The sequence below is a fragment of the Nocardia sienata NBRC 100364 genome, from assembly GCF_001613205.1.
Taxonomy (GTDB): Bacteria; Actinomycetota; Actinomycetes; order Mycobacteriales; family Mycobacteriaceae; genus Nocardia; species Nocardia sienata.
Map to the genome: position 1 here is coordinate 1 of NZ_BDBX01000015.1, position 22,120 is coordinate 22,120.

Sequence of the window (22,120 nt, forward strand, 5' to 3'; positions counted from 1 at the left end):
CTCATGCCCGGTGAAAACAGCATGAGCGGGTCAGGCCCGGAGGCGGTAGCGCAGCGTGACCACGCAGGGCCCTCGATCATGCCCAATGTCACAGACCCGGTACTCTCCCCGTGTTCCCATATCCGTCGATTTCGAGGATTTGACCAGGTGGAATCCACCGACGAACTGCGCATTGCCGCCGTTGTCCCGTGTCACAACGAAGAGGCGTCGGTCGCCAAGGTCGTCACAGACCTCAAGGCCGCGGTGCCCGGAATTGTCGTCTACGTGTACGACAATCTCAGCACCGATGCCACCGCAGAGAAGGCCCGGGCCGCCGGCGCGATCGTGCGCGCGGAGCGGGCCAAGGGCAAAGGCAATGTGGTGCGCCGCGCTTTCGCCGATATCGAGGCCGATATCTATCTCATGATCGACGGCGACGACACCTACGAGGCGTCCGCGGCGCCGGCGATGATCGAAACCCTGCTGTCGGGCCCGTACGACCATGTCCTCGGCGTACGGAAACAGGACGAGAGTGGATCGGCCTACCGGGCGGGCCACGAAACCGGGAACAAAGTCCTCAATGGTGTGGTGGGCAAGGTTTTCGGCGAGAACGTCGAGGATATGCTCAGCGGCTTCCGGGTCTTCTCCCGGCGCTTCGTGAAAAGCTTCCCCGCGGTCTCGCGCGAATTCGAGATCGAAACCGAACTCACCGTGCACTCACTGCACCTGCGGGTCCCGCAGACCGCGGTGCCGGTGGGTTTCCGGGACCGGCCGGCCGGCAGCGAGAGCAAACTGCGCACCTACCACGACGGTTTCAAGATCCTGGCCCTCATCGTCGGACTGGCCCGGCACGAGCGCCCGGTCGCCTTCTACGGCCTGCTCGGAACCGTCAGCTGGCTCGTCTCGGTGGTGCTCACCGTCCCGATCATCGTCGAGTACTACGACACCCACACCGTCCCCCGCTTCCCGACCCTGTTCCTGGCCTGCACTCTGCTGCTGGTCGGCTTCCTGGCCTGGACCGCCGGTCTGATCCTGGACGGTATCCGCCGTTCCCGGCACGAGGCGGCGCGGCTGATCTATCTCCGCTACGAGGCCCCCGGCGCGGGCAGCGTCCCGGCGCCGGCCGGTGCCGGCCGCAGTGATCGGGTGGCCGGGGACATCCGGTGACCGCCGAGACCGAGACCCGCCCTGCCGGGAGCGAGCAGGCCGCGGGTCGTTCTGTCCTGTCCGGTCCCCGCCGCACCGGCGAGGCCCTGCTGCGCCGGGTGGGCCCGGCGACCGTCGCGTTCACTCTGCTGGCCGGGATCTTCGGTCTCGTGTTCGCGGTGATGAGCCCGCCGTTCTGGGGTCACGACGAAATCACCCAGTTCGGGCGCGCCTATCAGGTGACCCACGGCGGCCTGAACCCCACCCCCATCGACGACGACCGCGGCGTCGCCTACGGCGGTGAGGTACCGGCGGCGATCGAAGCGCTGATGGGTTACGCGCTGGACGACTACACCCACAACCCGGGCGAACCCTATCCCGATGTGGCCGATCCCGCCGCCTACCAGCGGCTCGGCGATGCCCCGGTCACCGATGAACGCAAGATCGTCTGGTTCACCAATACCGCCGCCTACTCCGCGGTTCCCTACGTGCCCAGTGCGATCGGTATCGGATTCGCCGAACTGATCGACGCCGATGCCGGCACCATGGTGCGCCTCACCCGCTTGTCCGGGCTGGCCGCCTACCTGCTCGTGGTCGGCTTCGCGCTGTGGACGCTGCGCGCGCACCGCATCCAGTGGCTGGCCTTCACGGTGGCCGTACTGCCCATCGCGGTGTTCCAGGCCGGAACGGTCACCGCCGACACCCTCACCAACGCGCTGGCCGTCCTGGTGTCGGCGCTCCTGGTGAAGGGCCTGTTTCTCGGGGATCGGCTGGGCCGGATGGAAACCACCGCGGTGCTGGGCACCGCGATCCTGCTGCCACTGTGCAAACCCACCTATGTACTGCTGGCCATGCTGGTGGTGCTGATTCCGGCCCAGCGGATGGGCCTGACCGGTTGGCGCCGGTGGCTCACCTGGGTATGCGCCGCGATCGGCGCGATCGGATTCGCGGTATGGATGAAGATCGCCGCGCCCACCGGCGAGGGCACCGGCCTGATGCGGCCCCCACATCAGTGGTACACCGTGGACACCGGCGAGCAGTTGATCGGCATCCTCACCGATCCGTTCGGCTTCCTGCGGACCTTCTGGGAGAGCATTCTGCGGCGTGACCAGGAGTGGTTCCCCGAATTCTTCGGGGAACTCGGTTTTGCCTATATCAACGTGCCGGCCACCGCGATCGTGGCCTGCCTGCTGGCTTTCGCGGTGAGCGTGGGCATGGCGGAACGCTTCGACCGCCCGGATTTCCGGCGCACGCTGGTGGTCGCGCTGACCATGGCGGCCAGTGTCGCGATGATCTATGTGACCCTCTACATGTCCTTCACCCCGGTCGGCTACTACATCATCGACGGTGTCCAGGGCCGCTACTTCGTTCCGCTGGCGATCGTGTCGTTCGCGGTACTGCTGCGCTGGATGCCCTTCCGCCTCCGCGGACCCGGCGACCGCGAACCCGGCCGCTACGCCGCGGTGACCATCGTCGTCGCGGCGCTCATCGCGCTGATCGCCTCGGTGGCGAAGTACCACATCTACGTCTGGGCCTGACCGGCGCCGGGCGCCCACCGGATACGCCCGGTCCGCGCTACCGCGGGCCGGGCGTTGTCACGATACGGGGATGGTCCGCTCCCCCGCCTCGGCATAGGCACGCTCGGTAGCCGCTTTGACCGGCCGCCACCAGGATTCGTTCGCGCGGTACCAGGCGACGGTGGCCGACAGACCCGCCCGGAAGTCCGCATAGCGTGGTTGCCAGCCGAGTTCTTCACGAAGCGGGCGCGCGTCTATCGCATAACGCTGATCGTGGCCGGCGCGGTCGGTGACATGGTCGAAATCTCCGGGGTCCCGGCCGAATTCGGCGAGGAGCAGCTCCACCACCGTCCGGTTGTCCAGTTCACCGTCGGCCCCGATCAGGTAGGTGCGGCCGATGCGGCCCCGGTCGAGGACATCCCAGACCGCGCGATTGTGGTCTTCCACATGGATCCAGTCGCGGATCTGATGCCCGCCACCGTAGAGCCGGGGGCGCACACCGTCGATCAGATTGGTGATCTGGCGCGGAATGAACTTCTCCACATGCTGGTACGGCCCGTAGTTGTTGGAGCAGTTCGACAGCGTGGCGCGCAGACCGAAGGAGCGCACCCAGGCGCGCACCAGCATATCGCTGGCGGCCTTGGTCGCCGAGTACGGGCTCGACGGGTTGTAGGCGGTCCGGTCCGAGAACGGGGGGTCGTCGGGGCCCAGGTCCCCGTACACCTCGTCGGTGGAGACGTGGTGGTAGCGCACATCGTGGCGGCGCACCGCCTGCAGCAGCGAATAGGTGCCGACGATATTGGTCTGCACAAACGGCCAGGGTTCGGCCAGCGAGTTGTCGTTGTGTGATTCGGCGGCGAAATGGACCACCGCGTCCACCCCGCTCACCAGCTCGTCGACCAGGTCCAGATCGGCGATATCGCCGTGTACGAAGTCGATCCGATCGGCCACCGGGTCGAGCGAGGCCCGGTTGCCCGCGTAGGTGAGCGCGTCCAGCACGGTCACCGTCGTATCCGGCCGTTCGGCGACCGTGTGCTGGACGAAGTTGGCTCCGATGAACCCGGCTCCACCGGTCACGAGTAGACGCACCCGTTCACTCTACGTCCTGGTCACCGGGCCGGGCAGCGCTCGGTCTCACCGCGGTGCCCGAGGTCGGGCTCCCGGCCCGTTCACCGCGCCGAAGAGCGGCCCCGGGAGACGCCGGGAATCGATCAGGAACACGAGATTTTATGAAATTCGAAGAGCGCGAGCCGCTTTCGTCACCCCCATCGACCGGAGACCGCTCCCGGACATATAGCCTTTTTGTCTGGATCCGGCCGGGCCCACCGGGCAGCCGATTCCGTTCGATTGACACGTATCTGTGCCCGCACTCCCATATGAGGTGAATACATACATGCTCGTCAGGAGTTTGACCACGATGTCGACGCTGCTCATCGCCGCGCTCGGTATCGCATCCGGCAGTGCCCACGCCGCGCCCACCGCCCCGCCGGCGCCGGTCGGCTTCACCGCCGAGGTTGTGGACGGACGTTCCGTCGTCACCACCGATTCGGGATCCATGGTGGTCGAGGACGGAACCTTCAAGATCAAGGCCGCGGACGGCACGGTGGTGGCCGGCACGCCGCTGAAATTCCGGCTCGACGATTTCGAGTTGCCGATCGCGGCGGAGATCTCCGGCCACACCGCGACGCTCACCCCGCAACTCGACCCGGACCGGGCGGTGTATCGACCGGTCGCGCTGCCACACCAGGAAACAGCGCCGTGGAAAACGCCCTACGACCGTGAGGTCGCCGCCTTCACTCGGCTCAAGGACACCATCGCCACCGGGGCGGCGGTCGGCACCGTGGTCGGTGGTCTGGGCGGCGCCGGTCTCGGTTGTGTGCTCGGTGGTATCGCGGGAGCGACCGTGGCCGCGGCGACCATCGTCGGGCTCTTCGGCCCGTTCGTGCCGGCCGCGGTGGTCGGCTGCCTCGGCGGCATCGTCGCGGTCGGAGCCCTGGGCACGCTGGCCGGCCAGCTGTTCGTCACCGCCCCGGTGATCATCGGCGCGGTGATCCAGTACGTCACCACCATCAACGAACCGTTCCCGCCCAATGGATCGGGCCCGGCCCAGTAGGCCACCGCGGATCTCCGGCGTCGTGCCCCTCCGCGAAATATTCGCGCAGGGGTACGGCGTTCGGTCCTGTCATGGAGATCGGCGTCAACACCTTCCTGACCGACGAGGGAATCAGCGGTACCGTGCTCGGGCCGGCACTCGAGGAACGCGGTTTCGAATCGCTGTTCCTCGCCGAGCATTCCCATATCCCGGCGAGCCGCCAGTCCCCCTACCCCGGCGGCGGCGAACTCCCGCGGGTCTATTTCCGCACCCTGGACCCGTTCGTCGTGCTCGGTGCGATCGCCGCGGTCACCGACCGGCTCCTGCTCGGGACCGGGGTGACGCTGCTGGTCCAGCGCGATGTCATCCACACCGCGAAGGAGGTCGCCACCCTCGACCAGATCTCCGGCGGCCGAGCGGTCTTCGGTGTGGGTGTCGGCTGGAACCGCGAGGAGATGGCCGACCACGGCACCGATCCGCGCACCCGCGGCGCCCTGCTGGACGAACAACTCGAGGCGATCGTCGCGATCTGGACCCAGGACCTCGCCGAATACCATGGCCGCTTCATCGATTTCGACCCGATCTTCGCCTGGCCCAAACCGCACCGCCGGCCTCATCCGCCCATCTTCATCGGGGGTGGCGAGGCCGCCGCCCGGCGCGCGCTCCGGCACCGTGTGGGCTGGATCCCCAATGGTGTCCCCGACGCCGCCGCGGTACCGGCGCAACTCGCGGAGTTCACCGGCAGCGGGCTGCCGGTCACGGTCACCCCGGCCCCGGCGGACCCGGCGGTATTGGACGCCTATGCCGAAGCCGGCGTGGAGCGGGTGACGCTGAAATTGGAAACGCAGCCGGAAGCCGATTCGCTGCGCGATCTGGACGAACTCGCGAAACTGGTCGAGCGGTACCGGGCCTGAACGATCACGCGGACAACCGGTCGGCGCCCCAGCTGCGGTGGACATAACCCACCACCCGGTCCAGCTCCTCCCGGTCCACCGAGGCCAGCTCGCCGGGCTCCAGCGGATCGAAATGGAAGATGTAGAGGCGCGAGGCGAACTGTTCGAACGGCAGCGATGCCTCCCCGAACCGTTCGCCGTGCCCGGCGGTGCCGACCACCACGCCGTCTCCCCAGTCCTGCCCGCTGTCATTGTTCGGGTTGTAGAAATAGACCCGCATCCGTTCCTGCGGGTCCAGCGCCACCCGCAACACTGTGATCGCATGCCAACCCACGAATCGAGCGGCGCTGTCGGTCACCGCGACCCCGGCCGGCTGGGGGTGGATCAGCGGCTGGTTGCCGTTGTGGAACGGGTGGTAGCTCGCATAGAAATGCCGCAGGAACTCGTCGAGATCGGTCAGGTTGCCGGTCGCCACGTCGACATTGATCCGGAACCCGCGTCCGGACCACCACCCGTGGAATTCCGGATTGATCCAGCGATGCGGATCGCCCTCCCGGTCCGCACAGCGCCGTCCCATCTCCGCGTAGATCCGATCCAGGTGGGGCACGACCAGTAGCGATACCGGGTCCAGGTCCACCGGTAGCTCGGTGGCGACCCCACCGGCGCTATCGCGCGAGGAGATCTTCTCCCCCTCGAAATGCATGACGACCTCGTCGTCGCGCGCGGCCCAGACCAGCGTCTGCAGCAGATAGTCCGGGTCGTTGTAGGCCCACATGGACAGCGCTCGCGCGGACTGGCAGGTCGGATTGTCGCCCTGGCCGATCCCGAGCGGTAACCCCAGTACCGACAACATGCCCGACAGCAATCGGGCCGGCGGGGCCGGGTCCGGTCCGAAAGCCTGCGTCAGGCGCTGCCGGGAATGCGCCGACAGTTGCAGGGCCAGCTGCCGCCACAGGGCGGGGGCGACCGGGGGCTGGTACAGAATGCCGCGTTCCAGCATCAGCGCCAGCCCGTAGATACACTGCGCCGTCTCGACGTGCACGGCCTCGTCGATCAGCCGCCGCACCAGTTCGTGGTAGCAGAGCAGGCATTCACGACCGGTACTGGACAGTCCGAGCGCCTCACCCAGCAGATATTCGCCCTTGCCCAGCAGGAAGCGCACCAGGACGGCGTGGTACGGCGAGACCAGGCCCGTATCGTGCATCGAGCGCGCGAAACCCGCTGTCTCGTACTGCAGCGCGTTGTCGTCCATGGTCTCCAGCCGGGCGCGGTACACCTCGACCCCGGGATCCTCACGGCAGGAGTCGGTGGTGCCGTACAGGCTGCTGATCAGCCGGTCCGCGCCCAGCCCACCGGCACCCAGATCGATATCGGGATTGCTGCGCGCCACCGCGATCTGGGTGATCATCCGTTTCACCGAGTCGACCTGGACCGGGCGCTGCCGCAGGATCCGCCAGATCTCGTCGACCAGGTTCTCGAGGACCTTCTCGTAGCCCACCTCCTCCACCAGATGGCGCAGCAACTCCCGCGATACCTGGGCCATCCGCCCCTGCTGCGTGCGCTCGGCCTCGGACGGAGGGGTGAACAGCAACGACAGGTTGATGGCGAGCACCTGCGACACATGGTGGTGGGCCTGCTCGGCGGAGATCAGCGGATGCGCGTACGCACCCTTGGCGACCTCCAGCAACCGCAGATTGCTCACCGTCTCCAGGACGACGGTGTCCGGATTGGAGCTGCGCAGCGAGCCGCTGCTCAGCGACGGGACGAGAATCTGCGGGCGCGCCCAGTCGGTACCGAGGAACAGGCCGGCGGTATCCAGCCGCACCGCACGCGATCGCACCGCCGCGCAGCCTCCGGGCAGCAGCAGTACTCGGCGCAGCGCGCCGAATACTCGCGACAACTTCACCTGCTTGCCGAAATCACCGGCCTCCGCGAGTGCCTGAACGGCATCGTCCAATCTGGCCAGATGCCTGTCCATGGACTCGCCACCGCTGCTGAGTGGACTCAATCGCCGAACCTCCCCGACGAACCCGTTGCCGACAACGGATCAAATATAGAAATCGAGATCTTCCTGCCTTTTCAACAGGTCCCGGAGAGTGTACGGGTCCTCTCCGAAGAAGTACAGAAGACCCCAATGGTTTCCGAACGCCGTACGTTTCATCACTTTTTCGGTCAGCGGAGCGGTGAGCTCATGTGATTCGAAATATTCGTGCTCTTCGGTCTCCTCCGGGACCGACAACCGGCTGACCACCCGGCGGCGCGGGTAGACCCCGAAGGTACCCGCATGGCCTTTGGCGTCGACCACCTCCTCCGGGAAGAATTCCGTTATCTCCTCTTCTGTCGTCTTGGGGTCGAATGCGAGTACCAGACCGTGATAGGCATTGAATCCGTACGCCCGCTCCAGCAACTCGAACACTTTGAACCCCGGCGGCCGGTAGGCGACCTCGCCGAAATACATCTCGCCGTCACTGGTCACGAAGTACTCGGGATGGACGAAACCGAACTCGATATCGAACGTTTTGATGAGCCGTTCCACCTGACGGGTTATCTCCGGCCGATATTTCTCGAGTTCCGGGGTCGCCGGGACGAAGACAGAGTAGCCGAGGGTCACATATTCCGAAATATTCAGGAACCGGATCTTGCCGTCGTGGATCCATGCCTCGACCGCGAATTCCCAGCCGTCGAGGTGGGACTCCATGAGAACCGGGAATTCGTCGTCGGGGATGGTCTCGATCTCGTCGGGCGTCCGGATGACCCGGTGACCGAGGCAACCGGCCTTGTCGAACGCCTTGATGTGAATGGGGTCGTTCGGGTCGCCGTCGAGTTTCATCAATGTCTGGTTGACCCGTTTCAGAAAACGGATCACGTCATCTCGCTCGTGCGCTTCCTCGAATATCCCCACTCTGATACCGCCGAGCTGCGCGCGTCTTTTCATCAGAGCTTTATCCCGCAACAACATGGCCTGACCGAACAGCCGCGGGTTGTCCATCAGAACCGAATTGATCGCCCCGGCCCACTCGACGGTCTCCTCGAATATCGGGATGGCGACGTCCACGCCCATATCGCGCAGCGTCTCGGCGATCTCCACCGATCGCTCGTTGAGCCTTTCGAAATTCCACGGAATATAGGGTATATCGTGTACCGCGCAATATTCCTCCGCCCATTCCGGGGCGACCACCACATAACGCCTGTCGAAACGGTCTATCGCCTCGACCGCATTGAGACTCCAACCCAAAAGCGCTACATACCCCTTGTCCGGGTTTCGATTTCTCGTGTTCACAACCGGAACCGACAAAGCCTATCCCCTCTCAATCCTATTTCGCACCTATCAGATCTCGAGGGCGCAATATCACGGCCGCACACGGAAGACCGCACCGGCACGGAATTCGGGCGGATACTCGACCGAATCCTTAACAAAAATATCGAGACGGATCTGGATCGGACCCCTGTATCGCCCTCATTTCGGATGAGTACCCACCACAACCCGTTACCAAACGGTGCCGGGGGCTCGCCGGGCCCGCTCACCACGCGGCAGCCGCGCGCTCGCCCGCCGGACCGTCGGGGCCCACGCGACTCGGCGGCGCGGCGAAGTACCGCCGCACGCAGCCGCACTCACCCGGGCTGGCACACTGACCGAACATGCGCGGAATCATTCTGGCGGGCGGCACCGGGTCGCGTTTGCATCCGATCACGCGCGGGGTGAGCAAACAGCTGGTCCCGGTCTACGACAAGCCGATGGTCTACTACCCGCTGTCCACTCTCATGCTGGCCGGGATCCGGGACATACTGGTGATCACCACACCCGAGGACGCCGAATCCTTCAGGCGCCTACTGGGCGACGGCTCCCAATTCGGGATCACGATCGATTACGTGGTGCAGCCGGTGCCCGACGGCCTCGCCCGGGCCTTCGTACTGGGCGCCGACCATATCGGCAGCGAGCCGGCCGCGCTGGTATTGGGCGACAACATCTTCCACGGACCCCGTCTCGGCACCAGCCTGAGCCGGTTCGCCGAAATCGACGGCGGCGCCATCTTCGCCTACCGCGTATCCGATCCGACCGCCTACGGTGTGGTCGAATTCGCCGACGGCAAAGCGATTTCCATCGAGGAGAAACCCGAGCGGCCGCGGTCCAACTATGCCGTCCCGGGACTGTATTTCTACGACAACGACGTGGTGGAGATCGCGCGCGGACTGCGCCCGTCCGGCCGCGGCGAATACGAGATCAGCGATATCAACCGGGCTTATCTGGAGGCGGGCAAGCTCAGTGTCGACGTGCTGGCCCGCGGTACTGCCTGGCTGGACACCGGGACCTTCGACTCACTGTTGGACGCGGCCAACTACGTCCGCACCATCGAGGAGCGGCAGGGCCTGAAGATCGGGGTACCCGAGGAGGTCGCCTGGCGGATGGGCTATATCGACGACGAGCAACTGTGCCTGCTCGCCGATCCACTCACCCGTTCCGGTTACGGTAAGTACCTGCTCGATCTGCTCGAGCACGGACGAAGTTGGTGAGTGGGTAGATGCGGATCAGTGAGATGTCGGTCCCCGGCGCCTGGATTTTCACCCCGAGAATCCACGGCGACGACCGGGGTGCCTTCGCCGAGACCTTCCGGGCCTCGGAGTTCGAGAAGGCCACCGGCCGGTCGTTCGAGCTGCTGCAGGTCAACACCTCGGTTTCGGCCGCCGGCGTACTGCGCGGCATCCACTACACCGACGATCCGCCGGGTCAGGCCAAATATGTGACCTGCGGGCGCGGCGCGTTCCTCGACGTCGTGGTCGATCTGCGGCCCGGCTCCCCCACCTTCGGCCGCTGGGACAGCGTGGTGCTCGACGATCTCGATCGCCGGTCGGTGTTCCTGTCCGAGGGGCTCGGGCACGCGGTGCTGTCACTACAGGACGACTCGGTCCTCACCTATCTGTGCTCACTCGAGTACAGCCCCGAGCACGACCACGATCTGGACGCCTTCGATCCGGATCTGGCCATCGAGTGGCCCGAGACCGGCCGTGACGGGCAGCGGCTCACCTATGTGCGCTCCCCGAAGGATGCCGCGGCGCCCCGGCTGCGGGGCCGCTGAAATACCGGCCGCCGGGCGGCACAGCGACTCCGGTCGGATCCGCGTGCGTGCGGCCGGATCATGCCGCCGTCGAATAATAGTGATCTTCCGTACTGCCGAACTCCGGCGGTATCACGGGGGTGGCGGTGTTATTTGCGCGACCCGCGGCGGAAACGCCAGAATTGCACCGCCCGCACATCTTCGGAGAGCTGGTTCACGGGTTCGGCCACCTCGGAGAGCACCTGAAAAAGATCATCGGCGAGGTCGCTGATGTGCTCCACCCGGGTCGCCAACCGGGAAGCGTTCACCAGGAATTCCAGGAAGAGCCGGACCGCGGCGGCGATCATCAGCGCCAGAGGTAGCGCCAGCAGGGCTGCCACGACCCCGAGCAATGCCGAGATCCGCCAGGCCAGCACGGTGAGCGCCACCGGCACGGCCACCGCGAAAACCAGCCCGAGCAGGTAGACCAGCGGTAGCAGAGTCCTGGTGGCGGGCCGGCGGAACTGCACATCCAGCAGTCCGCGGACCGTGTCGGCGCCGAGATTCCGGACTGTCCGGGCCCGATCCTGCGACCCGGGACGGGATTGCGCCTCCCCGGCGGCGGCCCCGTCGGCGAAGCGTTGCACGGCCTCGGCTCGCCAACTGAGCTTTCGCCGGATTCGCCGACCAGGCGAATCCGCAGTATCGTCCTCCTCCGGCGGTCTCACTCCCGCGCCGGCTGTGGGAGAAACCGTCGCCTCAGGTGCTCCGGCCGCCGCCGGACCGGTTCTCGGGGATTCGTCCGCTGCCTCGCTGGCCATAACGGAATACTTCCCGGATTGCGTGCGCGAAGCCAACCACGACCCCGATGATCGTCCTGTACCAGTGAATATCGACTGCCGCCACAAATGAGAGGAAGCCGACAGTCGAAAAAAATCGCTGGAACGGCGTAACGCCCCGGGCACCCGGCACCGATACGACCCATGAAAGCCGGAGCTTATCTATACCGGGGAATGGAGATGACAGTGCGTACGACGTTTCCGACTTCCGTCTCGGCGGCCGCCAAGTCCGCTGCCGCGCGGGATTACGCCCAGCGTGGCTGGACGGTCGCCGAAACGACCAACGGCCTGTGCCTGATCACCGACGCAGACCTTTCCGCCGTCGAGGTCACCGGGGAGTTGGCCGCGTCGGTCCGCCGGTATCTGCGCGCGAACAACCTGACCGGTCCGGTGATCGAGATTCCGGGCGCCGAGCGCCGGGAGATCCATCTGGTCACCGGGATGCGTAAGGCCGACCGCGCCGTCGCGGCGCTGCGGGCCGCGGGCGCGGTCGTGCACACCGACGGTGACGGCATCCCGCTGCCGCCCACCCACCTCTCGGCCGGTTCGGCCAGCTGGGGCGTGGACCCGGAAGAGGCCCGCTGGATCCCGCCGGTCGTCGCGATCGGCGCCGCCGTCCGCTCCGTACGCGCCCGCCGGCCGCAGCGGCTGGCCAGCGTCGCCTGCGCCTGAGGCACCGCGCGGCCCCGACCACACTAGAAACCCGACAGCAGTGAGCCCCGGAGGTCTCCGACCACCGGGGCTCATCGCTGTGCGTGGAGCACCTAGCGGATACGGAAGATGACCAGGCGCTGGACGACGAAGTTGATCACCGTGGCCGTACCCTGCGCGATCACATAGGCCAGCGGCACGCGCCACCACAGCCCCTCGTCGAAGGCGTGGTAGAAGACCCAGTTGATACCCACCTGCACGCAGAAGGTCAGTGCGTACAGGATCACGACCGCAATGAAACGGGCCCGGCTCGGGGCCGCGTTGAAGGTCCACCGGCGGTTGATCAGATAGGCGGTCGTGGTGCCGGCGATGAAACCGATCGCCTTGGCCGGGTTCACCGGCAGACCCACCACCTCGAGCAACAGCACATAGAGCCCGAAGTCGACCACGGCCGACAGCGCCCCGGTGACGGCGAACCGCACCAACTGGGTCACCAGACCGATCTGCGCGCTCCCGGATCCGGCATCGTCCGGTTCGCTCACGGCGACGACCGGCTCCTCGGCCGAAACGGAAACATCCCCGGTGCCGCCGGGCGTCACCCGGGGGCTCCGGCTCACTGCGTTGCTTTCAGGGCCCACCGACGGAAATGTACTTGTCCGGAGGCACCCGCGGCCCCGCGGGTGCAGTCGACCGTTCGTAGAGCGGCGACCATTGAGCACCAACAGAGTCGTGAACCTACCCGGGTTGACCATGTCCTAGGTCCCCGCGCCGCTCTATCCACTCCGGACAGTCGGCATCCGAGGTCGGGGCCCGCCCCGGTTCCGGAGCGTGTGCGAGTGCGGTCGACCGCCCACGGGACGGCGACCATTGAGCACTTACAGTGCGTCAACCTACCCAGGTCGACCGAGGCGCACGTGCCCGGACACCTCTCCTCTACTTCGAATGGTCACCTCCATGGTCGGGGCCCGCCCCCGGTTCTGGAGCGACGGAGTGAAGGAGCGCAGCGACTGAACGGAGGAGTGAAGAACCGGGGTCACAGGGCCCCGACCCCGCGGCGCCGAAGGCGCCGCAATCCGATACAGCCTGTAGCCTCTATGCCGATGTCCACGAAAGCTCCGACCTCGACTCAGGCGTCCGGTACCGTGACCCCGCCGGCCGGCGATCCAGTTAGCGCCGGTACGGGGTTCACGCTACCGACGCGAACCCGGACGCTCACCGGGTGGGCCCGTACGGCGGCCACCACCGCCGAAGTGCTCTCGACGAGCGACCCCGAACTCATCGCCCGCGCGGTCGCCATGGTCGCCGAGGACAACGACGGCAAACCAGAGCATCTGCGGCGCGGTGTGATCGCCCGCGGGCTCGGCCGCTCCTACGGCGACAACGCGCAGAACGCCGGCGGGCTGGTCATCGATATGACCGCCCTGAACAAGATCCACCGCATCGATCAGGACACCCGGCTGGTGGATGTCGACGGGGGTGTCACGCTCGACCAGTTGATGAAGGCCGCGCTCCCGTTCGGCCTGTGGGTTCCGGTCCTGCCGGGTACCCGGCAGGTCACCGTCGGCGGCGCCATCGGCTCCGATATCCACGGCAAGAACCATCACAGCGCGGGCAGCTTCGGCAACCACGTGCGGTCCATCCAGCTGCTCACCGCCGACGGCGAAGTACAGACCATCGGCCCCAAGAAGAACGCCAAGCTGTTCTGGGCCACCATCGGCGGCTGCGGCCTCACCGGCATCATCCTGCGTGCCACCATCGAGATGACGCCGACCGAGACCGCGTACTTCATCGCCGACGGCGATGTGACCTCCGGCCTCGACGAGACCATCGCGTTCCACAGCGACGGCTCCGAGGACAACTACACCTACAGCTCGGCCTGGTTCGACGCGCTCAGCCCGATGCCCAAGCTGGGCCGGGCGGTGATCTCGCGGGGTTCGCTGGCCAAGCTGGACCAGCTGCCGAAGAAACTGCGCAAGAATCCGCTGGGCTTCACCGGTAAGACGTTCCTCACGTTCCCCGATGTGTTCCCCAACGGTCTGCTCAACAACAAGACGTTCACCCTCGCCACCGAGATCTGGTATCGCAAGGGCGCCACCTACCGGCAGAAGCCACAGGATCTGACCGCTTTCTACCACCCCCTCGATATGCTCGGCGAATGGAACCGGGCCTACGGGTCGCGGGGCTTCCTGCAGTACCAGTTCGTGGTGCCGCCGGAGGCGGTCGAGGAGTTCAAGCAGATCCTCATCGATATCCAGGCGAGCGGCCACTATTCGTTCCTCAATGTGTTCAAGTACTTCGGCGAGGGCAACCAGGCGCCGCTGAGCTTCCCCATGCCGGGCTGGAACGTCTGCCTGGACTTCCCGATCGCGCCCGGTCTCAACGAGTTCGTCACCGAACTGGACCGGCGGGTACTGGAATTCGGTGGACGGCTCTACACCGGTAAGGACTCGCGCACGACCGCCGAGAACTTCCATCAGATGTATCCCCGGATCGACGAGTGGATCAAGGTCCGCCGCAGCGTCGACCCCACAGGCGTTTTCATGTCCGATATGGCGAGAAGGCTGGAGCTTCAGTGATCAACGCGGTAGGCAATCCGCAGTCCATTCTGCTGTTCGGCGGGACCTCGGAAATCGGCCTCGCGATCGTCGCGGAGTACCTGAAGAAGGGACCGGCCCGGGTGATCCTGGCCACCCTGCCGGGGGATCCGCTGCGCGATACCGCGGTGGCACAGACCAAGGCCGCGGGTGCGAGCCAGGTCGATGTGATCGATTTCGACGCGCTGGACACCGACAGCCATCCGAAGGTCGTCGACCAGGCCTTCGCCGACGGGGACGTCGATGTCGCGATCGTCGCGTTCGGGCTACTCGGCCATGCCGAGGAACTGTGGCAGGACCAGCGCAAAGCGGTACAGATCGCGCAGATCAACTACACCGCCGCGGTCTCGGTCGGCGTGTTGACCGGCGAGAAGATGAAGGCCCAGGGCTTCGGCCGGATCATCGCCATGTCCTCGGCGGCCGGTGAGCGGGTGCGCCGCTCCAACTTCGTCTACGGCTCCACCAAGGCCGGGCTGGACGGTTTCTATCTGGGCCTCGGCGAGGCGCTGCGCCCGCACGGTCCGCGGGTTCTGGTGATCCGGCCGGGTCAGGTACGCACCACCACCACGATCGAGCATTGGAAGGCCACCGGCGCCAAAGAGGCACCGTTCACGGTCGACAAGGAAGAGGTCGCCGCGCTGGCGGTGGAGGCCTCGGAGAAGGGTAAGGAGCTCATCTGGGCACCGGGCGCGTTCCGGTACGTGATGATGATCCTGCGCCATATCCCGCGGGCGATCTTCCGCAGGCTTCCCGTCTAGTCCATCCGAGCCGGCCTGCCCGTATGAGCGGGCAGGACCGGTGAGCCGGCGCACCCGGCACGAATATTCGAGGGCCGTCGCGCACCGATCCGATCCGGTGTGCGACGGCCCTCGCCGTATTCGGTACTTCCGGCGGGCCACCCGTGTCCGGTGGCCGCTACCGCTGTCAAACGCGGGTCATTCGCTGGCCCAGCTCGCGGCGCAGCACCTCCTGGGACGGCAGGCGCCCGAGGACGCGCAGCACCGACGGTCGTAGTTCCTTTTGCTCCTCATCGGTGAGCAAGCCGACGAGATCGCGCAGTTCCATATCGTCGAAGGCCGAAGTCATGCGAACCAGCCTACGGGCCGTGTTGGCGTTCGTCATCCGTTCGGCAATTCCCTCACATGGAAATAAACCGATCTGTGAGCCATACCACTTGATAGACGAGTCTCGATGTAGCGCAACCTCGTTCAACTCACTTTGATCGGATCGTCGGTGCTCGCGCCGCCCCGGTTCTCCTCGGTGACAGTCGTTTCGGCCGGTACCGCGTCGGGACGGTACGGGGTGAAACGCTCGAGCGAACCCCAGTCCCGACCCCAGTCCTCAGACAGATAGCTCGCCACCGAATCGGCTTCCAGCAGTAGCTCGGTCCAGCCGAGCGGGCCACCGCCGATATGGTCCTGCCACGCGTTGGAGGCATCGGAACCGACGCGATCGGGCAGGATCCGCCAGCGCGGCACCTCCGCGACGCCGCGGCTGTGGTCGAACGGCCGCTGGCAGCCGAACGCCAGCCCGACATGCCAATCCAGCAGGACCAGGTCGGTATGTCCCACAACCGTGTCCAGTGTGGCCAGGCGCGGCAGCCGCGGCGGCGTGACGGCCAGCCACTGTCGCGCGGTGATGTCGTTGTCGACGGCCACCAGCCGGACCGCGTTCGCCTCCCGGGGCAACTGGTCCAGGGGTACGCGCAGATTGCGCCAGGACGGATTGGGGCCGATATCCAGCGGTGTCACCGACCCGAGCACCGTCATGGTGCCGTCGGCATCGCGCGTGCCGTACTCCACCGTGAGGTCCTGGCCGTAGGTGAGCACGCCATCGGCGTCCACCGATTTGATCCGGCCCGCGGCGGTCAGGGCGAGCACCCGGTAGGCCGGATCGGCCCGCATCTCATCGGTGAGATCCAGGCGGTACCAGCCGGTGGTCAGCTTCGCCTGCTGCTGGTCGCCGGTCCGGTAGCTACCGAGCACCGGGGTGCGCGCGGGGTCCAGGCCGAAGGGCAGCGCCACCGTGGAACCGTTGATACCGGCCTGCACGGACGTACCGCCGCCGGTCCCGGCACCGGTGGTGTCGGTGGTCTTGTTCTCGGTATCGGATTCGACGGAATTCGCACCGCCGGAGGTGGTCTCCTCGGCGTCGGCGGTGAGGTCCTGCGCTACTCCGTCCGGGGTGAATCCGACGGTCCGCGCCTCGGGGTCGGTGGAGATCAGGCCGTTGGCCGGGTCGCCCGCGTAGGGCAGCAGCAGCGAATCGGCGGTGTTCGTCTCCACCAGCACATCGTCGGCCAGTCCGCACGGATCACCGGCCAGCGCGCGGACATTCGATTTGGCGACAGAATAGGCCGGGTACTGCCCGACGGCGGCCTTGGTCAGCGAGGCGATCTCGAAGAGCACCAGCAACGCCGCGGCCACCGTGAGCGGCGCCGAGGCGTATTGGGCCGACCGCGACGGCGGCCCGCTCCGGTAGGGCGCGCGATAGTGCAGCCACAACGCCACCAGCAGCGCGAGCACGGCGAGTCCGAGGAACAGGGTGGACAGGCCCTTGCCGGCGATCAGTGGCGCCTTGTCCCACCACGGCACTCCGTAACTGGACACGTACCACCAGCCGTTGGAGCCGGTGAAGGTGATCGCCAGCAGGAACAGCACGGCGGCGGCGAACAGGGCGCGATTGCGTGGTGCCCGGATACCGTTGGTGCCCACCGCGACAGCGGCCAGCGCGGCCAGCGAACCCGCCAGACCCGCGTAGACGCCGAAATGATGGGTCCATTTGGTGGGTGTGAACATCATCAGCAGCAGCGAGGCGAACACGATGCCCAGAATGCGCACCGACGGGCCGCGCGAGGTTCCGGGGATCCGGCCCTTGCGCAGCACCTGCAGTACGCACACCAGCAGGCAGAGCAGCATGAGCAGGACCCCGAACCGCCGCGCCAGCGAACCGTCCGGCGACAGCATGAGCAGCGAATCCCAGCGGGTGCGCTCGTCGAACCAGGCCACATTCGGTCCGACGGCGGTCCGGACGCGGGTGGCCTCCAGCACCGTGGACAGCGTCTGATCGGCGAAGATCACCACCAGCACCAGGGTTCCGGCGGCCAGGCCCGGTAGGACGAGGCTCGCGTACCGCCACAGCGCCTGCGCCCGGGAAGCGCCGCCGCGGGCGCGCGCGATGATGATCTGGAGTACCGGGCGGGAACCGGCGATCAGCGCGGCGATGCAGATGAGCCCGGTGGGTCCGGCGGCCAGCGAGAAGGCCGCGATGAGTACCGCGACCGCGGCGGGCAGCAGCCGCGCGGTGGCGATGGCGCGTTCGATCGAACACCAGGTGAGCAGCGCACCGGCCGCGATCAGCGGTTCCGGGCGCAGACCGTTGTCGTAGGGCAGCCAAAACGCCAGGAACACCAGGCCCGCGGTCCACAGGGCGATCCGGTTGCCCCGTACCCGCGCGCCCAGCCGGGGCAGCACCTCCCGGCTGATCACCAGCCAGCACACGACCCCGGCCAGCAGCGTGGGCAGCCGCATCCACGGGCTCGACTCCGAGATCCGGGTCATCCAGGCCAGCACCTCGTAGGACCAGCCGAACGGTGCTTCCGGCACCCCGAACCAGCGGTAGTAGTTCGCCAGATAGCCGGCTTTGTCCGAGACGCGGGCCATGTTCAGGATGTATCCGTCGTCGGAGGTATTGGCCCCGATGATGTGCCAGCCGACGAGTACGCCGAGCACCGCGCCGTCGGCGAGCCGGAAGCGCCACCAGTGCGCGGGCAGGAAACGACGGGCCCGGCGGCCATCGGTGGTGTCGAGCAGATGCAGCGCGATCAGGGCGAGCACCGTGCACACCACCGCGCCGGCGATCGCGGCCAGCTTGAGCGGAGTCGGGGACGAGGTGAAGCGGGAGTCGATATCGGCGTGCAACCGGATACCGTCGAGTCGCTCCTGGGGCAGGTCGGTGAACACTCCGACCATTTGCGGGCGGATGTCCCGGTTCACCTCCGCGCGGAACGGTGTTCCGTCGGCCCGGGCGGCACCGGTCAGTTCCGCGGTGGTCACAGCGGCCGACGAAGTGACGGTCAGGGCCTGACAGCCGCCCAGTTCGGCGCGCTCGGCGGACAGCAGCGGCACATCGCGCAGCACAACCGACAATGTGTCGCCGGTCACCGTGACCCGTAGCCCGCGCGCCGACGACTGGCCCGAACCGTCGGGAACCGTCTCCACCACAATGCCCTCGGCGGTGTTCAGCACCGGGCACGGCACGGTGAGGTCCAGCCGCAACGGCTGATAACTCACCAGCGGCGCCTCGACACTGGCCGCGCCGGCCTGCGGCCAGTCCAGGGCGGTACGGTCCTGGCGCACCGGCAGCAGCGGCGCCGCGACAGCCAGCACGAACCCGAGTAGCCCGGATACCAGAGCCAGCAGGCGGATACGGTTCAACGCTCGAGGAGATCGGTCCGGTCGCACGGGGCTCGACTCTAATAGGCGCTGCGCAGCGGAGCTCACCCGCAGACCGCGCGCGGCCGGACGCAGCGGCAACCGGGCGGCCGACGCCGGGCGGTTTCGCTCAGCGGTTCACGACGACCAGGGTGAACGGGCCGATATCGGTCACCGTGAATCGCGGGTCGTCGAACAACGCCACGGGGAACGCGACGGTGTAACGGCGGACGTTCGGATCATTGGGGTACACATCGGCGGCCAGCCGCAGGGTGTACTCGTCACCGCTGCGACGGAACAGGAAGGCGTCCGGCGCGCGCCACGGCGCCGCGGCCAGCGCATCGAGAAGTTCGTCCGGTGTGTCCTTTTCGCTCCACTGCTCGATCGCCGCGGACCGATCCGCGTAATCGGCCAGTGGATTGGCGTAGTGCGAGGTCATGCTCTGGAAACCGAAGTACGGGTAGTAGGCGAGGAAGGTGGTGTCGCCGGTGAGTACCACCGTTTCCGAGGGTTCGCGGCCGGTCTGGGCGCGCAGTGCGTCGTCGATGTTGTGATAGTGCCGGACCGCGGACGGGTCGCGCTGGTCGGCCCGCCGGCCGTCCCCATCGGTATCGGTGTAGGCGGTGGTGATCTCGGGAGCCAGGACATGGGGAATGTCCTGGCAGTAGGCGAGCGCGCCGACTGTCGCCAGCACGATGACCACCCAGCGGAACCGCGCCGGTTCGTTGAGCGCCTGGTATACCGCCCGCGCACCCTCCACGAAACCGAACCCGCCCGCCGCCGCCAGCAGTACCAGCAGCACCGGTTCCAGCCGGAACGACAGCAGCGTGGACCCGGCCGCGGTGGCCAGCATCGACAGCAGCGACCACAGGTACACCGCGATCACGCCGAGACCGAGCGACTGGGCGCGCCGCGAGGAACTCGCGCGCATCACCAGCCAGATGGTTCCGATCAGGCACAGCGCGCCGAGCAGCGAGAAATGCGCCATCGGCAACGGCAGTTCGGATCCGGCCTCGGGCAGATAGTGGAACGCGCCGCCGGACTGCAGTTTCGGCCGATCCAGCATCCGGGCCAGGAAGGGCAGGAAAACCGGTAGCGCGATCAGTGCGGCGATCACACCCATCACGATCAGCCGCAGCAGCGGGGCGCCGATCGCCCGTCCGGCGCTACCGACCGGCGCGTGCGACGCGCCGGTATGCGCCGCGATCCGGCGCGGTGTCCGAGCGGCGTAACGCGCCCGCACATTGAATCCCGCGGCAACCACCGCCATGAGTACGACGGTGAATACGGCGAAGGCGAAATACAGCGTGTAGCAAGCGGCGGCGAATCCCAGGAACAACCCGGTACCCAGTACCGCACCCCAGCCGCCCGCGGTACGGCCGCCGGATTCCGAGTCGCCGCCGCCGGTCTTCGCCGCGCCACCGGTGAGCTCGGCGGGCCGATACAGCGCCCCCCAGGCCATCACCAGGACCGGCGGTAGCAGGATCGCGATCACCGCGCCGTACGCCTCGGGCGCCGCGTAGGTCACGGCGACGGCCGTCACCGCGCTGGTGACCCCCACCGCCCAATCCGCGCGGATCAGCTGGGTCCACAGCACCAGCGACACCACCGCGGCCACCGCGATCGACCCGATCGCGTACGGCTTGAACACCTCCCAGCCGTCCATACCGAGCACATTCGCCACCCGGCCGCCGACCCAGAACCAGCCGGCCGGATAGAACGGCGGCAGATCGGCGTAGGTCATATCGCGCAACGCGGCGCTGTCGGTGAGCCGGGTCAGGTATTCGGTCCGGAACTCCTGGTCCACCGAGATCCCGAACAGGTACAGCTTGGTGGCCGCCAGCGGCATCCCGAGAGTGACCGTGACGAACGCCGAGATACCAGCCCAGGAAAGCGGTTTCGCGAGCCATCGGGAACGCCGCAGTCGCAGCAGGGCGATCGACCCCGCGATGAGCGCCGCGGCCCCCACCTGACCGACAGTGGTCAGCGCCCGCACGACATTGGAGGAGTTGAACGCGGGCCACTGCACCAGGGAGAACGCGACCAGCCCGACGGCGACCACCACCACCGCGACCACCGTCGCGAGCACCGCCTCGCCGACTCCGGCCCCGACCTGACGCACCAACCGCGCGCCGCGACTCGTCGTCATCGGCGTACTTACCTCCGGCTCCCGATCCACCTACTGGGCGTCGGTCAGCCTAGTGCAGGGTCGCCACCCGGCCCGCGTGCACACAGAACGTGCCCCGACGCGGTGAACCGACGGCGTCGAGGGCAATGGGCTCAGCGGCCGGGATCGATCGGACCATCGTGCACATTGAGCTGCTGGAGTTCTACCGAGAGTCGAGCGGCAGTGACGAAGTCCGCGTCGTCGTGCACAATCACCAACCCATGGTGTGCGGCAGTTGCGCAGACCAGCAGATCTACCGCGGACAGGCAGCGGTGGTTCCCCCGCTCGGCGGCGTAGTACTGCAACTTGCCTATCCATTGACCTGCCGACTTCGGAACGGTGACCTCGGGATACAGCTCCTCGTACATACGGCAGAAGGTCGTGTATTCCTTCAGATTGCGCGCCGACTTCAAGAATTCGGCGCGCTGCGGGTAGCAGGACCGGAATTCGCCTTCGGCGGCCGCTGGGAGCCAGCGGTCCACCAGCGCCGGGTTCCTGAGAAACCGCCACATAGCCGAGGAGTCCACAAGATAACCGATCACCCGCCGAAAGCCTTCTTCTCGGCCGCGTGGGCTGCCTCGGCTCCCTCGATATCCCAGTCCCGCGCAAGTTCGAAGTAGCGTTGGAACGCTTCTGCGCGAGACCGGCGCTGGTTGTACTCACGCAGAGCTTCCGCGACCGCTGCCGTCTTGGTCTTGTGGCCACCCAGCTTCTTCGCGGTCTCCAGTTCCTCGTCGTCGATCTCGATGTGGGTTAGCGACACAGCAACCTCCTGT

Annotated in this window: 19 protein-coding genes; 9 read left to right on the top strand and 10 right to left on the bottom strand. The window is 66.9% G+C overall.

The genetic code is table 11. The features are described from left to right. Positions 1–147: 147 nt before the first annotated feature. Complete coding sequence (locus NS4_RS10470; RefSeq protein ID WP_063059335.1) at positions 148–1,146, top strand: glycosyltransferase; 999 nt, start codon at positions 148–150, stop codon at positions 1,144–1,146. Then, complete coding sequence (locus NS4_RS10475; protein WP_063059336.1) at positions 1,143–2,663, top strand: DUF2142 domain-containing protein; 1,521 nt, start codon at positions 1,143–1,145, stop codon at positions 2,661–2,663. The genes NS4_RS10470 and NS4_RS10475 overlap by 4 nt, the downstream gene beginning before the upstream one ends. Before the next feature lie 57 nt (positions 2,664–2,720). Here the strand turns inward: NS4_RS10475 and rfbB are convergent, their stop codons facing one another. Continuing rightward, positions 2,721–3,731: a dTDP-glucose 4,6-dehydratase gene (rfbB, locus tag NS4_RS10480; RefSeq protein WP_063059337.1), complete on the bottom strand. Its 1,011-nt coding sequence runs from the start codon at positions 3,729–3,731 to the stop codon at positions 2,721–2,723. Positions 3,732–4,035: 304 nt separating this feature from the next. Here rfbB and NS4_RS10485 point away from each other — a divergent pair, with 304 nt between their 5' ends. Together NS4_RS10485 and NS4_RS10490 are read left to right on the top strand one after the other, a co-directional pair. Beyond that, on the top strand, positions 4,036–4,755 hold the full coding sequence (locus tag NS4_RS10485; protein ID WP_063059372.1) for a DUF8020 domain-containing protein: 720 nt from the start codon (positions 4,036–4,038) through the stop codon (positions 4,753–4,755). A gap of 71 nt (positions 4,756–4,826) precedes the next feature. Then, positions 4,827–5,648 carry a TIGR03619 family F420-dependent LLM class oxidoreductase gene (locus NS4_RS10490; RefSeq protein WP_063059338.1) on the top strand — a complete coding sequence of 274 codons (822 nt, stop codon included), beginning with the start codon at positions 4,827–4,829 and terminating at the stop codon, positions 5,646–5,648. Positions 5,649–5,652: 4 nt separating this feature from the next. Here the strand turns inward: NS4_RS10490 and NS4_RS10495 are convergent, their stop codons facing one another. Together NS4_RS10495 and NS4_RS10500 are read right to left on the bottom strand one after the other, a co-directional pair. Next, positions 5,653–7,605 (bottom strand): hypothetical protein, encoded by a 1,953-nt coding sequence (locus NS4_RS10495; protein ID WP_063059339.1) that lies wholly within the window; start codon positions 7,603–7,605, stop codon positions 5,653–5,655. Between the two features lie 69 nt (positions 7,606–7,674). Next, the gene (locus NS4_RS10500; RefSeq protein ID WP_245665270.1) at positions 7,675–8,715 is read right to left on the bottom strand and encodes an ATP-grasp domain-containing protein; all 1,041 of its coding nucleotides are present in this window, start codon (positions 8,713–8,715) and stop codon (positions 7,675–7,677) included. A 551-nt stretch (positions 8,716–9,266) separates the two neighbouring features. Here NS4_RS10500 and rfbA point away from each other — a divergent pair. Continuing rightward, positions 9,267–10,139 (top strand): glucose-1-phosphate thymidylyltransferase RfbA, encoded by an 873-nt coding sequence (gene rfbA, locus NS4_RS10505; RefSeq protein ID WP_063059341.1) that lies wholly within the window; start codon positions 9,267–9,269, stop codon positions 10,137–10,139. Between the two features lie 8 nt (positions 10,140–10,147). Beyond that, the gene (locus NS4_RS10510) at positions 10,148–10,702 is read left to right on the top strand and encodes a dTDP-4-dehydrorhamnose 3,5-epimerase family protein (RefSeq protein WP_063059342.1); all 555 of its coding nucleotides are present in this window, start codon (positions 10,148–10,150) and stop codon (positions 10,700–10,702) included. 128 nt (positions 10,703–10,830) lie between these two features. Here the strand turns inward: NS4_RS10510 and NS4_RS10515 are convergent, their stop codons facing one another. Continuing rightward, on the bottom strand, positions 10,831–11,307 hold the full coding sequence (locus NS4_RS10515) for a DUF4282 domain-containing protein (RefSeq protein WP_245665262.1): 477 nt from the start codon (positions 11,305–11,307) through the stop codon (positions 10,831–10,833). A 366-nt stretch (positions 11,308–11,673) separates the two neighbouring features. Between NS4_RS10515 and NS4_RS10520 the strand changes: the two genes are divergently transcribed. Beyond that, a complete protein-coding gene (locus NS4_RS10520; RefSeq protein ID WP_174552084.1) occupies positions 11,674–12,171 on the top strand; it encodes a hypothetical protein in 498 nt (165 codons plus the stop codon). A 92-nt stretch (positions 12,172–12,263) separates the two neighbouring features. Here NS4_RS10520 and NS4_RS10525 read toward each other — a convergent pair whose 3' ends face one another. Beyond that, positions 12,264–12,692 carry a GtrA family protein gene (locus NS4_RS10525; protein ID WP_063059374.1) on the bottom strand — a complete coding sequence of 143 codons (429 nt, stop codon included), beginning with the start codon at positions 12,690–12,692 and terminating at the stop codon, positions 12,264–12,266. Between the two features lie 552 nt (positions 12,693–13,244). On the opposite strand from NS4_RS10525, the gene dprE1 reads away from it, so the two are divergent. Beyond that, positions 13,245–14,726, top strand: a complete 1,482-nt coding sequence (dprE1, locus tag NS4_RS10530; protein WP_174552085.1) for a decaprenylphosphoryl-beta-D-ribose oxidase — start codon at positions 13,245–13,247, stop codon at positions 14,724–14,726. After that, positions 14,723–15,502, top strand: coding sequence for a decaprenylphospho-beta-D-erythro-pentofuranosid-2-ulose 2-reductase (gene dprE2, locus NS4_RS10535; RefSeq protein WP_063059344.1), 780 nt, complete (start codon positions 14,723–14,725; stop codon positions 15,500–15,502). Before dprE1 ends, dprE2 begins: the two co-directional genes overlap by 4 nt. A 166-nt stretch (positions 15,503–15,668) precedes the next feature. On the opposite strand, the gene NS4_RS32630 is transcribed toward dprE2, so the two are convergent. The 5 genes from NS4_RS32630 to NS4_RS10560 form a co-directional block, all read right to left on the bottom strand. Next, complete coding sequence (locus NS4_RS32630) at positions 15,669–15,830, bottom strand: hypothetical protein (protein ID WP_169333235.1); 162 nt, start codon at positions 15,828–15,830, stop codon at positions 15,669–15,671. A gap of 122 nt (positions 15,831–15,952) precedes the next feature. After that, a complete protein-coding gene (locus NS4_RS10545; RefSeq protein WP_439955773.1) occupies positions 15,953–19,246 on the bottom strand; it encodes an arabinosyltransferase domain-containing protein in 3,294 nt (1,097 codons plus the stop codon). Between the two features lie 61 nt (positions 19,247–19,307). Beyond that, on the bottom strand, positions 19,308–21,326 hold the full coding sequence (locus NS4_RS10550; RefSeq protein ID WP_063059347.1) for a galactan 5-O-arabinofuranosyltransferase: 2,019 nt from the start codon (positions 21,324–21,326) through the stop codon (positions 19,308–19,310). Between the two features lie 131 nt (positions 21,327–21,457). After that, positions 21,458–21,886: a PIN domain-containing protein gene (locus NS4_RS10555; RefSeq protein WP_084487094.1), complete on the bottom strand. Its 429-nt coding sequence runs from the start codon at positions 21,884–21,886 to the stop codon at positions 21,458–21,460. Beyond that, positions 21,883–22,107 carry a type II toxin-antitoxin system VapB family antitoxin gene (locus NS4_RS10560; protein WP_063059348.1) on the bottom strand — a complete coding sequence of 75 codons (225 nt, stop codon included), beginning with the start codon at positions 22,105–22,107 and terminating at the stop codon, positions 21,883–21,885. Before NS4_RS10560 ends, NS4_RS10555 begins: the two co-directional genes overlap by 4 nt. Positions 22,108–22,120 lie beyond the last annotated feature (13 nt).